Annotated in this window: 13 protein-coding genes; 5 read left to right on the top strand and 8 right to left on the bottom strand. The window is 43.4% G+C overall.

The features are described from left to right. Positions 1-200: 200 nt before the first annotated feature. From QYF49_RS02895 to QYF49_RS02885, 3 genes are all read right to left on the bottom strand, one after another. The gene (locus tag QYF49_RS02895; protein WP_290398123.1) at positions 201-2,087 is read right to left on the bottom strand and encodes a S8 family serine peptidase; all 1,887 of its coding nucleotides are present in this window, start codon (positions 2,085-2,087) and stop codon (positions 201-203) included. Positions 2,088-2,205: 118 nt separating this feature from the next. Then, positions 2,206-2,781, bottom strand: a complete 576-nt coding sequence (locus QYF49_RS02890; protein WP_290398122.1) for a transposase — start codon at positions 2,779-2,781, stop codon at positions 2,206-2,208. Positions 2,782-2,962: 181 nt separating this feature from the next. Further along, the gene (locus tag QYF49_RS02885) at positions 2,963-4,660 is read right to left on the bottom strand and encodes an N-acetylmuramoyl-L-alanine amidase family protein (protein WP_290399027.1); all 1,698 of its coding nucleotides are present in this window, start codon (positions 4,658-4,660) and stop codon (positions 2,963-2,965) included. Between the two features lie 243 nt (positions 4,661-4,903). Here QYF49_RS02885 and QYF49_RS02880 point away from each other — a divergent pair, with 243 nt between their 5' ends. Beyond that, positions 4,904-5,518 (top strand): LysE family translocator, encoded by a 615-nt coding sequence (locus tag QYF49_RS02880; RefSeq protein WP_290399026.1) that lies wholly within the window; start codon positions 4,904-4,906, stop codon positions 5,516-5,518. A 141-nt stretch (positions 5,519-5,659) separates the two neighbouring features. After that, positions 5,660-5,956 carry a hypothetical protein gene (locus QYF49_RS02875; protein ID WP_290398121.1) on the top strand — a complete coding sequence of 99 codons (297 nt, stop codon included), beginning with the start codon at positions 5,660-5,662 and terminating at the stop codon, positions 5,954-5,956. A 55-nt stretch (positions 5,957-6,011) separates the two neighbouring features. Here QYF49_RS02875 and QYF49_RS02870 read toward each other — a convergent pair whose 3' ends face one another. Both QYF49_RS02870 and QYF49_RS02865 read right to left on the bottom strand, forming a co-directional pair. Next, entirely contained in the window at positions 6,012-6,677 is a 666-nt protein-coding gene (locus QYF49_RS02870) for a DUF975 family protein (protein WP_290398120.1), read from the bottom strand. Positions 6,678-6,756: 79 nt separating this feature from the next. Continuing rightward, a complete protein-coding gene (locus QYF49_RS02865) occupies positions 6,757-7,596 on the bottom strand; it encodes an alpha/beta fold hydrolase (RefSeq protein ID WP_290399025.1) in 840 nt (279 codons plus the stop codon). 218 nt (positions 7,597-7,814) lie between these two features. Here QYF49_RS02865 and QYF49_RS02860 point away from each other — a divergent pair, with 218 nt between their 5' ends. The 3 genes from QYF49_RS02860 (at position 7,815) to QYF49_RS02850 (ending at position 11,351) form a co-directional block, all read left to right on the top strand. Continuing rightward, the gene (locus tag QYF49_RS02860; RefSeq protein ID WP_290398119.1) at positions 7,815-8,711 is read left to right on the top strand and encodes an AraC family transcriptional regulator; all 897 of its coding nucleotides are present in this window, start codon (positions 7,815-7,817) and stop codon (positions 8,709-8,711) included. A gap of 195 nt (positions 8,712-8,906) precedes the next feature. Further along, positions 8,907-9,938: an acyltransferase family protein gene (locus QYF49_RS02855; protein ID WP_290398118.1), complete on the top strand. Its 1,032-nt coding sequence runs from the start codon at positions 8,907-8,909 to the stop codon at positions 9,936-9,938. Positions 9,939-10,088: 150 nt separating this feature from the next. After that, positions 10,089-11,351, top strand: a complete 1,263-nt coding sequence (locus tag QYF49_RS02850; protein WP_290398117.1) for a CDP-glycerol glycerophosphotransferase family protein — start codon at positions 10,089-10,091, stop codon at positions 11,349-11,351. A 77-nt stretch (positions 11,352-11,428) separates the two neighbouring features. Here QYF49_RS02850 and ltaS read toward each other — a convergent pair whose 3' ends face one another. The 3 genes from ltaS to QYF49_RS02835 form a co-directional block, all read right to left on the bottom strand. Beyond that, positions 11,429-13,444 carry a lipoteichoic acid synthase gene (gene ltaS, locus QYF49_RS02845; protein ID WP_290398116.1) on the bottom strand — a complete coding sequence of 672 codons (2,016 nt, stop codon included), beginning with the start codon at positions 13,442-13,444 and terminating at the stop codon, positions 11,429-11,431. A gap of 182 nt (positions 13,445-13,626) precedes the next feature. Continuing rightward, a complete protein-coding gene (locus QYF49_RS02840) occupies positions 13,627-14,988 on the bottom strand; it encodes a sensor histidine kinase (protein WP_290398115.1) in 1,362 nt (453 codons plus the stop codon). Further along, entirely contained in the window at positions 14,978-15,649 is a 672-nt protein-coding gene (locus tag QYF49_RS02835) for a response regulator transcription factor (protein ID WP_290398114.1), read from the bottom strand. Before QYF49_RS02835 ends, QYF49_RS02840 begins: the two co-directional genes overlap by 11 nt. Positions 15,650-15,889: the final 240 nt, after the last annotated feature.

Genomic DNA, 15,889 nt, shown 5'->3' with positions numbered 1-15,889 from the left:
TCATTCTTCTTATCTCGGTACATTTTACGTATCGGGTAGAAATGCAAGGGCGGCTTAAGCTTCACTTTCAATTGCGCTAATTTTGGTGCCTGGCACTTGCGTTACACAAGTGTGCAATCGCAGTTCCAGGCACCAAATAAAAAAGGCTCTCCGGGTTAAAAAACGGAGAGCCTTTCAGCTGATCATCAAAGAATATTATATTATTTTACTGTGATCTTGGTTGGCTTGCTTTTGTTGCCTGCTGCGTCGGTTGCTGTTACGTATAGAACCATGCCGCGTTTTTGAACTTTGATTGGGGCTTTATACGCGCCTGTAGAACTTGCCGTCGTTTTTCCAATCACGGTATTCCCTTTTTTGACTTCTACCCTGGATTTCTTTTCTGCCTTTCCGGTAACATATTTATCGTTGCTATCGACTTTGTTTACGTTAGGAGCAGCTGGCGCTACAGCTTCATACGCTGTAAGTTTCATACTGTACGGCTTTGCGGACCAGTGGTTGTTCGCTTCATAAACAGTCACATAATTGATGCCTGGCTTCAGTTTCGCATACCATGTTTCGGCTTTGCCCACTCCGCTTTTATCTGCTATTTTTTCATACGTCAACTTTCCGTCACGTGAAACTCTGTCCACAGCGATGACTGGATCCATGCCTGCTGCAGCAGATACTTCAATCTTCACATTGTACTCTTTCGTTAATTTGAATCGGTGCATATCGCCATCGAAAGGAACGTCAAACTTATCCTTGTATACGGTTCCCTTGCTTATCCATTTCGCTTTCGCCGGATTTTCTGTTGTATCTCCAGAAAGAGAAGGGAAGTTTGTTTCTAAAGCTTTTGCCGCATCAATTCTTCCGTATCCATAAAAATCAGTCAGTCCGGCAGCGGTATTATAACCGGAACGATTAGGCTTGTAAGCTGACTTTTCAATCATATATTCGATCTGCTGAGGTGTCAGTGACGGATTTTTTGTTAATAAAAGCGAAGCCAATCCGGATACCATCGGTGCCGAGAATGACGTCCCTGACACACCTTTTTGGCCATAGGTGCGATCCTTCAATGTCGTCATGATGTCCGTTCCCGGAGCCACCACATCAAGCTCAGGCCCTCTGCTAGAGAAAGGCGCGATCGTGTCGTTATATCTTGTCGCACCGACACTGATGACTTGAGGGTAGGCAGCAGGATAGTTCACACCGTACACCGGGTTCTCATTTCCTGATGCAGCAACAAGGGTGATTCCTTTGCGGACAGCTTCCATAATCGCATCGTATTCAGCCTGGCTCGGTTCCGCCGATCCAAAACTCATGTTGATAACTTTTGCCCCTTGATTGATCGCGTAATGAAGACCAGCGATCACGCTTGAATTAGGGATGGATACCTTGCCTCCGACCCGTACAGGAAGGATTTTAACATAATTGTTAAGACCGCTGATTCCGATCTTATTATCTGTCGTCGCCCCTATGATCCCGGTGACTTCAGTCCCGTGGCCGACCGTATCAGTGGGCGCTTGTAAATTGTTGACAAAGTCTTTGCCCTTAAGCAGCTTTCCTTGTAGATCAGGATGGTTCGCATTAACTCCAGTGTCCAAAACCGCAACGATAACAGGCTTCTGTCCTGCGGAAGGATTCACAAGGTTTTTTGTCCAGTTGATCTTTTTCAAAGCCCACTGCTGATCATACAGTTTGTCGTTCGGCAATACCGGCTCTGCTGATTTCTTGGAAACATAGTTCGGCTCAGCATAATCAACTGCCTGATCCTCTTTAATCTGATTCAGTGTCTTTTCATAATTTTTATCGTTTGGTATCTGATAGACGCTGATTCCTTCTTCTTTCAGGATCGAAGGTGAGGCGGTATTGACCAAACCGTAAGCAGATGGTGCAAACGTGCTTCCTTCTTTGGTTTTTACGATAATTTCTCTTTTATTTACGTTGGCTAGATCGATGGATTCAGCGGGTTGTTCGATCGTTTGTGTGCTGAAAAACATGTTTCTTTTAGCAAGCTCTGTTCCTTGCGCGTGAACAGCTGAACCTAATAGGCTCGTTCCTACCAATCCAGCGGTTATAACGGATAGCGTTCGTTTAAATGTATTCATTCTCTTCCCCATCTTTGTCTAATTTTATGAAAGCTTAATTATATCATTTTTCTTTTCTAGTAAAATGAAATTTCTTAAAAATATTGGTAATTTGTTGGTGCCAGGCACCAATCCGTTATTAAAGCACCGGCGCCCTCCTCACAATATCGCCATATTCCGCTCCCTCTATGAAACTCTTGTAATTCTCCTGTTTAGGGGCTGGAAACTGTGACAGGATATATTCGGTTTTCACCTTTACACCTGGATCCAGCCCAGCTGCAATATAGTGACTGTAGCTGCTCCACTCATAGTCTTCCGCATTCAGTACCATTAGTGCGGCTACAGGATTTTGATGAATGTAACGGCTGACGTCTATTAAGTACATCATGGAATCAATGAGAGAAGCACCATACCGTCCCTGAAACACATGCCCGACGAGATCATATTTTCTATTGATATACTTGGCATATTGAGTATTTAAATAACCCATCGCTTCGCCTGGAGGACTGACGGTCGTTTCCAGAAGAAGATGAGTATGGTTAGGCATGAGGCAATAAGCATGAAGGTTGAAAGGGTGTCGTCTGTTTGTCTTTTTCAGCAGGTATTGGTAGTAGAGATAGTCTTCTCGGTCATAGAAGATGGGGGTTTTGCGGTTTCCTCTGCAGGTAATATGGTAGATTGCACCCGGAAACCAGGGTCGTTGTTTGCGCGGCATTACGGGGCTCCTTTCGATTGGGGGTTTTAAAGGATGGGGAAAGAGCGATGCAAAAACAAGAGGTAGAGTATAATGTTCTACAGCCGTCTTCACTTCCCTTCTCAAGTAGAAAAAAAAATGGTGCCAGGCACCCGCGATTACAAACTTGTGTAAGGGCGGTGCCTGGCACCAAATCAATTGGCTATCTAAAATAATTGTTCAGCCCTTCTGCGATGCCAGCGGCAGCTTTTTGCTGATGGGCTGATGCTTTCACAATCTTTTCTTCGCTTTTATTCGATAGGAAACCGAGTTCAACAAGAACACAAGGTCGCTTGTTGGTTCGCAGCACTTGAAGGTTATTACTTGCATAACCTCTGTTTCTGAAGCCTGTATATTTTACAACCCCTTGCTGAACTAAGGAAGCTAATCGGCTATACTGTGAACCCCGCTGGTAGAACGTCTCGATCCCTGTTCCAGCAGATGCTCCTGAATTGTAGTGAATGCTAACAAATGCATCCACCCAGTAGTTATTGCTTAACTGTGGACGCGAAGTAAGCTGAATGTATGTATCGGTGGAGCGTGTCATGTAGACTGTTGCCCCGGCCGCTCGGAGTTTTTGCTGCAGGATTAGTGCGGTGGACAGCGTGACATTTTTTTCATAGGTGCCATATCCAGCACCTATTGCGCCGACATCTGAACCGCCGTGCCCTGGGTCAATCATAATTTTTTTTCCTCTTAGGTTCGGAAAACTTGCCGGTAGAGACAAGCTGTCATCCTGAAGATTGGTGTAAGTGATATAGGCCATATGCACCCACCCGTTTAATCCCTTGGATGTCTTGATGCTCAGCCAGTCTCCTTTGCTGGAAATCACTTGCACTTCGGCACCGGCATTTAGTCTGCCCAGTACTATATAAGTGGTTCCCGCCCCTTGTCTTACATTTAAATCGTTAGCTGTCACATACCCTTTTTTAATGGATGGCTGCGGAGAGACAGGAGCACTCGGTGACAAGTATTTCTTGGACACCCATCCCTTTGTGCCGTTTGAAGCCTGAATATAGCTCCACGTGCTTCCAGGATCCAAAACTTTCACCTGCTGGCCCTTTTTCAGCGTCATCAACGATTTGCTGGAGGTTGTCGCTTTTTCTCTTACATTTAAAGATGCCGCATTAACATAAGCATAAACCGTTTTAGTTGGAGCAGGTGCGGGTGCTTTGCTGGTGACATAGCTTTTAAGAACCCAGCCTATTGTTCCGTTAGGAGCTTTTGCATTGTGCCAGGACCCTGACGTCTTTATGATTGTAATCTTTGTTCCTCGTGGCAGCTGCATGAGAGATTTGCTTGACGTTGAAGCTTTTTCTCTCAGCGTTAAAAAAGAAGAGGCGTTGACATAGCCATATACCGTTTTTGCTGGAGATGAGGAAGGAGCAGGTGCTTTCGCAGAGATGTAATTCTTGGATACATACCCTTTCTTGCTGCCTGATGCCTGGATGTAATACCAGGAACCAGACGTTTTTAGAATGGTCACCTTGTTTCCTTTTTTCAAAAACATCAATGATTTGCTGGAAGTCGAAGCCTTTGCTCTAAGATTAAGAGAGGTCGCCGCGACGTACCCTGTTTTCGCCGTGGATGCCGGGGCATCCTTTTTCAAGTACTTGGATGATACCCAGCCTGTCCCCTTTTTAAGAGATACTTGGGACCACCCATTCGATTCTGTTTTAATGGTAACGGCTGCATTCTTTTTCAGTTTATCGATGATACTGCTGCGCGTACTTGGCTTCGATCTGACATTTAAAATTGTTGCTGTAACTTTTGCTTTTTGATTAGTCTGGCTCGCTGCTGCTTCCGCATGTGTGATAAAAAGAGATAAAAAGAATGCCAGGATGAGAGCCAGTGAAGTCATCTTTCTCAAAAGCGTTAGCCCCCTTTCTCACTTTCTATCTTTCTACTAATTTTTTCTACTATTTCTATCGGCAAATCGACAAAAAATTCCACCAAAATCCGCTAAAAAAATACAGGTGCCAGGCACCGCGATTACACATGTGTGTAATTGGGGTGCCTGGCACCAAGAATTTGTGGTACATTGGAATAAATTTAACTGGGGAAGGCGTTTAAAACGTTGGAACATTTTTTTCTTTTTGTCGTCATGGCGGTGTGCCTGATTATTCTTCCGGGCCCTGATACAGCCATAGCCACAAGGAACACGTTATCTCTCGGCAAGAACGGCGGCTTTAAAACCATGCTTGGTACATGCTGTGCTTTACTTATACATACCATTGCGGCAGTCGTCGGTTTGTCTGCCATTATCGTAAAGTCGGCACTTCTTTTTTCTATTTTTAAATATGCCGGTGCGATCTATCTGGTTTACATTGGGATCAAATCGCTCTGGTCCATGAAGGAACGGAAAATTGAGACCGGGTATGCAGAAGATTCTGCAGAGCAGTCAGCTCATCACCACAGGCCAAGCTCATGTTTCAGACAGGGATTCCTGACGAACCTGCTGAACCCGAAGGTCGCCCTCTTCTTCCTCACCTTTCTGCCGCAGTTTCTAGAACGAGGAAGCGATGCATTTGTTCAGTTTTCCATCATGGGACTTACCTATACGGTTCTGACCGCAGTCTGGTTCTTCTTTTACGTTTATTTAATCAACCAGATCAGTGTCTTAATGAAACGGCCTGCGACTCAGCGGATCATGCAGGGAGTCACCGGGGTGGTCCTGATCGGCTTTGGCATGAAACTGGCGCTGGAAAAACAAAACTAAAAAACACGACTCCTTCGTCCTCTGGTTATCACTCAGAGGATTTTTTGTTACATAATGTTACAGATTGAAACATTACGGGTATTGATTGGAAAGTTATTTTCATTATTTAAATATTTAACATCTTTAGGGAGGGGAAGAAAAATGTTTAACGTAGTGGGAGTGTATAAAACCGAGCAGGAAGCGGTGGATGAGAGAAATCATCTGAAACCGAAGCACGAGAACAGCACTTTTTTAGTCGTTGGCCCCTATGAGACCATCGAAGAAAAAGAAGACAACGAGCAGACCATCCAGCATTTTTTGGACCAATCCGACAACTCGTCCTTCTCACAGAATCTCTCGGGAAAAGAGCGGCTCGTTTTCCTGGGGGTCGAACATGAAGAAGCAGAACATTACGGTGACCACCTGCAAACAGGGGAATTTTTATTACTAAGAGAATAGGTTTTCCTATCACTAGAAAAGGCATCCGTGCTTAATGCACAGATGCCCTTTCTTATTAAGCTTCAACAGAATCGTTGTTTTTAGCCTGGCGAATTTCATTGTAAAATTCAGCAGAGGAAGCCGTGATATAAGGAATCAGCCATAGGAATCCAATCCCGAATGTCGCTAGCGCCAAGAGGATCCAGCCGATAAAACTCAGCTGAAGAAGGAAATACTTCCACTTGTATCCGTCCATTAACCGACGGCTTTCGGTGATTGCTCCTGTCATGGAAATGCCCGGGTTATCCTTGAGTACATAAAAGGTTTGCGAATAGGCAAGCCCTTTGATAATTCCTGGAACGATCAACAGCAGTGTCCATAGCATCGTGAAAATTCCTATTAAAATCGATGTACCAATAATTTTCAGGAAAGTGCCGATATCCAGGAAGGGCTGAAACATGCTCTTCACTTGTTGAGGCTCGCGCCGTATGAGACTTAAAAACACCCAGTTAAAACCAATCGAAATGGGATAAACAATACCCGTAATGATCAAAGAAAATATGTCTGCCCATACGCTTCGTGTTGCTCCATTAAACTCATCAACTCCACCCAATACAAAAAAATCAATGACGTTTGGAAGGAAAACCGTAAATATCCCCAAAAGGAAGGCCAGCAAAACCGCAAAGCCCCATTTGTTTTCCAAGGCCACCAGTGCTTCCTTTTTTATTTCTCTTATTATCATGCCTCTTTCACCTTACCTTTTTGTTTCAATTCTTGTGTAATATAGTTATTCTTTGGAAAAAACCATTATACCACACCGGTCATTTTATGGGCTCTTTTTTCAGGGAGGTGGTCTCTTCTGTCCTGTCCAGCCAGTCAGCCACTAACGCATTGAATACTGCTGGCTGTTCAATCTGAAGGTTGTGCCCAGCACGATCCAGCACAGCAAAAGATGCACGAGGGAATTGGCCCATGACTTTCCAATGATCCTTATAGCCGACGACCGCATCCTGCCTTCCTGCAAAGAACAGTACGGGTTTCTCAAAAGGCTTCGCCAGATCAATGGAAAAGGAAAAAGAATAGTTCTGTTTGATCTTCTCCAAAAAATCAGGATCCGCCAGCAACGCGCCTGGCATGATTTCCTCCCTCGTTCGGTTCAGGACATACTCATCCTGTACCACTGCAAGGGAGGTGAATTCCGCAGCTTCTTCCTCTGTTAAGGAAGCGATCAGCCGTTTATCCGTTTTAATCACCGTATGCTCCGGCAGCTCTCTTTTGGCATGCTCGGCATAAATCGGTGAACAAATCGTGAGCAGCCCTTCTACCCTTCCAGCCATCTTGCTTACAACTCCTCTCGCAAGATAGCCCCCGTACGATTCACCCGCAATTAAAAATGACTGCCCTGGAATGACTTCATCGATAAAACGTGTCACAACCTCCAGCATGTCATCCGTTCCGTTAATCCAGTGCTCTCCCTTGGTCTTCCCCATCCCCGGGAGGTCCAGATAAATTCTCTGATATCCGCTTTTACCTGCAAAAACCGGTTCCATACAGCCTTCCATCAGCCGGTAATCCAGAGAAAACCCATGTATCAAAATGATTGGTGTCCCTTCCCCGCGTACCTCATAATGAACCCGAACATCTCCAAGATCACAAAACATATACATCGCCCCTTCCTATTTACGGTGCCTGGCACCCGATTTAGCCTGCCTTTCTTATCCTCATTTTACCATTACTTCCCGAAAAGAAGGCTTTATTCATTCATTTGCCGAAAAAGAATAGGGTTTAATTTCGGTGCCTGGCACCAAAAAGGCACTAAAAACCTCAACACCGCAAAAAAGGTTAAGAATTCCTTTCTGAACCATTTTAAGATAGAGTCATGAGGGAGGCGGACGTTACGGATTACTACTACAATATTCAAAAAACGATCGACTATATCGAAGAGAACCTGGAGGAATCATTAACACTTCCGGAACTCGCCAGCATTGCCTGCTTTTCGCCTTTTCACTTTCACCGCGTCTTTTTGATGCTGGTCGGCCACCCGGTAATGGACTATATTCGGAAAAGAAGGCTTGCGCACGCAGCGGATCTGCTTGTCCATTCAGAGCTCAAGATTGTGGACATTGCCTTCAGCTGCGGGTTTTCTTCCCATGAGTCCTTTAACCGGGCGTTCAAAAAACGATTCGCGGTGACACCCACGCAGTTTCGGAAAGAAAAGCTGTACACCTTTACGCTCCCTGAAAAAGCCGCCCTCATCAACAAACCCATTGTAGGAGGACCATTCATGCAGCCGAAAATTTTAATGAAACCAGAATTCAGCGTGATCGGATATGAACTCAAAACCACGAGTGAAGACGGTAAGAATCTAAAGGAAATACCGGCGTTCTGGCAGACTTACCTGCACAACAATAAAATGAGAGAAGCCATTCCAGATAAGAAGGATCCGTCTGTAGAACTTGGCATCTGCACAGACTTTAACCAGGAGAACAGTTCGTTCAGCTACTTAATCTGTTCTGAAGTGACAGATGCCAGCAACGTACCTGATGGCTTGGTTGCGAGAACGTTTCCTGAAACGAAATACGCGGTGTTCACCACACCAAAAGTATCGGATTACGAGTTTTCCGACAGCATTCAGGCAACATGGCAATATATCTTTAAGGAATGGTTCCCATCCTCTGGCTATGAACACGCTGGCGGAGTCGAGATCGAGCTTTACGATAATCGAAGCGCAGATCCTCAAACCAAGCAGATGGATATCCTCATCCCCATCAAATAATCATAAGAAAGACGGCAACTTTTCGTCTCAGAGAGTGCCGTCTTTTCATGTATTTTACTTTTTAAAAGTTTTATAAAGTTTATATAAATAATTGTTAAGAATGTAGAATCTTGTTGCTCCCTTTCCTTGTTCATTGTTATGGTGTTCATGAATTGATTGGAACGTCTGATTTTAATGGAAAGGGGGCAAATACCCTTGATTAAAGAATGGAACTTAATGCGCACCATCGCCTGCTTGTGCATCGTATTCCTGCACAGCACATCACTGACAGCCGTTTCTGTCGGCGGTTACCCTGCGTCCGAAGCTTACAGCCTGCTGCGTATCGTTTTATGCTACGCCACGCCAACGTTTGTCATCCTGTCCGAGATCATTCTGGCAAACCGCTATCCCGATGAGCTTCCAAAAAATTTTTGGAAGAAGAGAGTGAAGTGGATTCTTGCTCCTTTCATCGTCTTTGCGGTCATTGATGCATTGGTGAGCTACCACCTTAACCCCAATATTGATATCGCTATTATGATTAAAAACAACCTGTTGGGAAATTACGAAGGGTATTTTGTTCTGATCATTTTTCAATTTTATCTCCTGCATTACGTTGTAACAAAGTACAGGATCACAATGAACTGGCTCATTCCGCTCAGTATTCTTGTGATGGCTCTTCATTTTAAAGTAATGGAGGGCGCGCACCCTTGGATTAAAGAAAATTTAACGTATTTGAAAATTCCGTTCACCGCATGGTTTGCATACTTTACCATTGCCTATGCGATTGGCAGAAATTATAAAGTCATTGCCGCCAAACTGCAGGAATACCGTTATCATACCCTCATTGGGGTGATTTTAAGTCTTGTGATCGTACTCATCTTTTATATATCCGGTTACGTCAGTGTAGGTTCAAAACGTCTTGATCTGCTGCCGCTAACCGTATCTCTCGGCCTCTTCGTTCTGGCTTGGGGACAGCGGCTTCCGAACATGAAAATCGTGAACCTGATCAGCAATTATTCATTTGGGATCTACCTGGTTCATTGGCAGGTTCAGCGCTACCTGGCTCCCTATAGCGCTCAATGGTTTGATCAAACCCATCTGCAAGTGTTTTCGCTCTTCTTGATCACACTTTTGATCTCGATGGTTCTAATTAAACTGATATCCATTCTGCCGTTTGGATCCTATATTGTAGGCAACATCAATCGTAAAATCAAGAACACGTCACCTAAGCTAGCCAAAACAGCATAAGTTAAAAAAACAGATGCCATCGCCTTGGCATCTGTTTTTCTGTTCCACCATCCGACAACACTTCATTGGAAGATGTTTGGGCTTAAGGTATAATAGGTAAATGATGACAATGGATAAAAATGTTTTCTAACAGACGCTGGAGGTGGAGAAATGAAAACGGATTCTTTGGATTTAAACCCCTTTGTTTTGGATTATTTTTCGACGATTTCTCAGGATGACTTAAAGAAGAATGTATTCCCCAAATATCCTGCAGTTTTTAATTTCATTGCGCAGTCTCGCGGATTTGGAGTACCTTGGCAATACAAAAAGGCCGCAGAGGCTAATAAGGTTGATCAGCACCTGTTCTTTTTCGAGAGTAATTTGGGAAAACAGTATACTGGCAACCCGAGATACATTTATGAACGCATGATTGAACGGTATCCGAATTATACATATGTGTGGTGTTATTCCGGCAAAGAAAAGATTCCGGGAGATCCTATTATTGTAGAAAGAGCATCCTCAGAGTATTATAACTTTCTCGCACGGTCACGATATATTATCAACAACACGACTTTCCCGCTTTGGTACCATCGGCCGGAGACATTCTATTTTCAAACCTGGCACGGTACACCTTTCAAAAGACTGCATTGGGACATTTTATCCCGTCCATTAGAAAGACGCTCGACTCCTGAGTTCTATGTGAAATCAACGAAATGGGATGCCCTATTATCTCCAAATCCTTATTCTACAAAGATCTTCAAATCAGCTTTTAGGTATGAAGGGGAAGTCGTAGAATTCGGTTATCCTTCCAATGATATCTTCTATGATAACGATAGGTACTTGAATGTCAGACAAAAAATAAGAGAAAAACTTGGAGTACACAACGATAACGTGCCTGTCTACCTTTATGCGCCCACTTGGCGCGATGGCAAACATCTTGGGAACTCTATGTTCGAATTCAATTTGATGTTAGATCCATTTAAATTTATTGAGCATGCTCCTGAAGACGCGATATTGCTCATCCGATCTCATCATATGAGCAGCTCTGATGATAAAATAACAGGTCTCGCTGGCCGAGTTATTGATGTCAGCGGCTGGGACGATGCCATTGAGCTGATGTGTGCAGCTGATGTCCTTATCACCGATTACTCTTCCATTGTATTTGACTGGTACTGCAGCTTGAAACCTGTTATTTATTACGTCCCTGACTACGACGATTATGTCGGTCCTTTAAGAGGCTCTTACTTTGACTTAAGCGAACGGCATGCAGGTGAGATCTGCTACACCGAAGAACAGCTGCTTCAGGCCCTGCCTAAAGTCATTAAAGGAGTAGCACCTGATTACAGCGAGTTTTATAAAACGTTTTGCAGCTTGCATGATGGCCATTCTTCTGACCGAGTGATTGACTACTTGCTAACCCGTAAAAACGTGTAAATTTGAGCACCCGCATGAACGGGTGCTTTTTTTATAAAGAAAAAAGCACTGCCTGTTTCCAGGCAATGCTTTCTTGTTTAGTTTTGCTCTTGTGACTGGCCTGCAGGTGCTTCTTCCTGCTTTGGTTGCCCTTCGCCTTCGGTTTTTGCTTTACTTTTTTCTTCACCGCGGAAGTTGTAATCGTATTTCGAACGGTCTACCGGTTTAAAATCACGTGGAGTATAGAAGCGAAGCAGGTCTCCGTAAACCACTTTGTCAGAAAGCTGGAGTGAGTTTTCGGCAAATTCCTGTTCCTTCTGAATTTCCGGATCTTTTTTAACCGGTTGCCCAGTTTTGGTATCAAAGTATTTTCCATTGATCGCGGTAACCTTTGGACTCACAAAGCTTCCGTTACGGAATGGAACAACTTGTTGATGATCTTTGGACAGCAAGTCAGTTCCGAACTGGACATACTCTTTTGTATCGATTCCGAGCAAGTGAAGCAATGTCGGAAGCACATCGACTTGTCCGCCATACTGGTGCTGTACTCCGCCTTTAATCCCTGGAACATGGACCATGAACGGTACTCGCTGCAATTGGGCATTGTCGTATGGAGTAATTTGATCTTTGCCCAGAACTTTGGCCATCGACTCATTATGGTTTTCAGAAATACCATAATGGTCACCGTACATGACAATGACAGAGCGGTCATAAAGCCCTGAAGATTTCAAGTAATCCATAAACTCTTTAATCGATTCATCCAGGTAACGTGCTGTCTGGAAATAACGGTCGACTGATCCATCTCCTGTATCATCCGGACCGATGGTAGCTTCTTCTTCATCGATCGGATAAGGGAAATGGTTGGATAGCGTAATAAATTTCGTATAGAACGGTTCCTTCAATGTTTTCAGCATTGGGATGGATTCTCTAAAGAATGGTTTATCCTTGAGGCCGTAGTTAACTACATCTTCATCCTTCATCTGATAATGGCTTGCATCAAAGAACTTGTCATAACCAAAAGATTTATACGTTTCATCACGGTTCCAGAATGTTTTGTAGTTCCCGTGGAACACGGCAGAAGTATAACCTTTTTGACCTAAAATAGCAGGTGCTGCCTGGAACGTGTTATTCCCATTCGTAGTAAATACTGAACCTTGCGGAAGTCCATAGATGGAATTTTCCAGCATGAATTCTGCATCTGATGTTTTACCTTGACCTGTTTGGTGGAAAAAGTTATCAAAGTATAACGTATTTTTATCTTTTGTGAACGAGTTTAAATACGGTGTCACTTCTTCACCATTCAGTTTGTAGTTGATCAAAAAGTTCTGGAATGATTCCAGATGAATGTAAATGACATTCATGCCTTTCGCCTTGCCAAAGTAAGCAGGATTAGGCTTAGCGTAGTTGGCGTCTTTGTAGTTGAGGACGTCACCCATATCGCTTGAATCTGCAGATGCTTTTTGCGCGGAAATACGCATGCTTTGAATAGCATCATAAATCACATAGTTGTATGTTCCAAGGTATTTCACCAAGTAGTTGCGGTCAAATGTACGCGTCAAAAGCTGCGGACGATCTGTTTCCGCCAAACCGATGTTGATAATAAGCAGCGCAATCGCTGAAACCAGCACGAGCTGCACTTTCTTGCGAGCCATTCGAACCGGCTCCGGTTTGATGAATTTTGCAGCCACCAGAACGGTTAGTATGATGGTATCAATAAAATAAAGCGGGTCATAAGGCTTCAGCAGTTCCCAGATGCTTCCTCCCAGATCCCCGAAGTTTTTCGTTTGAGTAAGGGTCGGCATCGTGATGAAATCATTAAAAAATCGGTAATACACGATGTTTGCATATAAAACAAAGGAAAGGAAAAAGTTAAGGACAATCGTCCAGATGTAGGCTCTTTTACCTTTTGCAAAGAGAGCCAGCCCAAAAAAGAAAATAGCTGAACTGATCGGGTTAATCAGCAGCAAGAATTTCTGCATTCCATTTTCTATACCAAGATTAAATTCAGCGAGATAGCCTGTATACGTTTTTAGCCAAAAAAGAACAACAGCTAAAATGAAAAAACCAAGATGCTTTTGTACAACATTTTGGCCAGCTTTTAAAAGACCTTTCAATTCTTTCACCTCTTCTAGTACCTCTAAAACATAATTGTCTATTTGCTTTTTTTCGCACCTGTAAATTTTAGTCTATTTTATTATAAATAGCAAAAGTGAAAATATGATGAAAAGCAAAGATTTAATTTTATTTTTATTTATTTTTCCTAAAAATTTCTTACTTTAGCAGTTGTTTTCGTTTATTATTGCGGTATTTTAATTGTAAAAACGCTTCCCTTTCCGGACTTGCCCTCAACATGGATCCAGCCGCTGTGAGATTCGACGATCCATTTTGCAATCGCAAGCCCCAAACCGTGGCCTCCAAGCTGTTTGGACCGTGATTTATCCGTACGGTAAAAACGCTCAAATATCCGTTCGCGTTCTTCAGGCTTTATCCCTATACCCTGATCCTCAACCAATATAACGAGCATTTTATTTTTATCTTCATTTTTCAGAGTAAGTTCAAGCTTAACCTCTGCTTCTTCCGGTGAATACTTGATTGCATTCTCCAGCAGAATGTAAAGAAGCTGATCCAGCCGCGCACGGTTCCCGTACACAAAAAGCTTAGCAGGTGCGTTCAGCTTTAATGTTATACGTTTTTCATCCGCAAGAGTTTCAACCGAATGAACCACTTTTTTTGAAAGCTCGTGAAGATCGAACACTTCTTTTCGCAACTTCGTATTTTCCGCATCGGAACGGGCCAATGTGAGCAAATCTCCTACCAGCTTAATCATCCTCTTCACTTCATATTTCATATTGGAGAGTACGGAGTTTGAAAATTCATCCTCCTGAAGCGGCTTTTCCATCTCCAATGCATTAATTGACGATAAAATAACGCTTAATGGCGTTCGCAGTTCATGTGACGCATCCGCAGCAAATTCGCGCTGTTTCATATACGATTTAATGATCGGCGACATCGCTCGCTTCGACATAAAATAGCTGATAAAAAAGGCGACAAAGGAAAAGAATACAAGCAAAATGGCAAAAATATTCAATAGCCAGTCAAAAAGTTCTACTCTATTGGATATGCTTTTCCCTACATATAAAATACCAATGAATTGATTTCCTTTATATATTTTGCGTCCTGCCATCATTAAATCAATGTTCCGCTTGTTCGGATCCTCTTTCCAGGGAACAAAATAGGAGATATCTAGGTTCTCATAGCGAATCTCTTTGGGGTCTGGATTCCATCCTTCCAGCTCTTGATACAGCTTCGGGCGAAGATGATGATAAAGCTCATCGCCCGTCAGAAGATTGCCTTTCGCATCGACCACGTAATAGAAGAACTGCTCATCAGAAAGCATCACAAAGTTTTGTATGGAAGGCGTTTTTCCTTTTATCAGTTTTTGTTTGATGACCGTTACTTCCTGATCCACGAGTTTTTTCAGCTGATCCTCCTGGCTGCTGACAATCACTCCATAAAGCAAAAAATAAACGATGACCATAAAAAGAATTAAAAACAGCATCAGGATGCCGGTATAAATCATCGTCAGCCGCCATTGGGTACGGCTGATGAGGTTCAGGTTTTTCAACAGATTCCAGCGGGAATAAAGGCTAGTTTTCAAGGCGATACCCCACTCCGCGGACACTTTCAATGATCTCTTTTTTAGTGAGCTTTCCCAGTTTTTTGCGGAGAAGCTTTACAGTAGCGTCCACTGTTTTCGCCGATACATCTGCATCTATGCCCCATACTCGGTCAAGAATGGTTTCCCTCGGGAGCACTTGGCCCCTATTGCGCACAAGAAGATCAAAGAGCTGAAATTCTCTCGGTGTCAGCTGAATCTCCCGCTTTGCTGAATTCACTTTATAGCTTGTACGATTCAAAACAATATCATAAAGAACGGCTTTCTCCTCCACGATAGGAGCAAAATTCCGGCGCGACAAAGCTCTAAGCCTGGCAAGGAGCTCGTCAATCTCAAACGGTTTGACGAGGTAATCGTCGGCTCCTGCATCGAGCCCATGAATCCGGTCCTGCACGGAGTCCTTTGCCGTGAGCATTAAGATCGCTTGAGAATAGCCCTTTGATCTTAACCGCCTGCACACTTCCAGTCCGTTTTGGCCAGGCATCATCCAATCCAGAATAACAATGTCAAAATCAGTTGCCAGCGCGGTGTTATAGGCATCGTCGCCATTTGATACCCACTCCACATGATATTTGTTTTTTTTCAGCATATGGACAATTAACTTTCCGAGATGCAAGTCGTCTTCCGCTACCAGAACGTTCATGTCAAAGCAGGCTCCTTTCAGCTTAGTCACTGAGTTCAACAATTGATGATAGCACAATTACTTCATGGAAGACTGAAATCCCTGCTGATTTCACATAATTTCCTAATATTTAATGTTAGAAGTCAAAGAAAGATGGGGGAATTTTTAAAATAGGTCTTTACAAGGGATTAATTCTGAGGAATAATACGAATTATAAAACGAACATATGTTCTTATTTAGAGTATACCTTTTTTCTCACCT

It is taken from the genome of Fictibacillus terranigra, assembly GCF_030412265.1.
Taxonomy (GTDB): domain Bacteria; phylum Bacillota; class Bacilli; order Bacillales; family Fictibacillaceae; genus Fictibacillus_C; species Fictibacillus_C terrinigri.
This window is presented reverse-complemented; position numbering and strand designations above follow the sequence as displayed.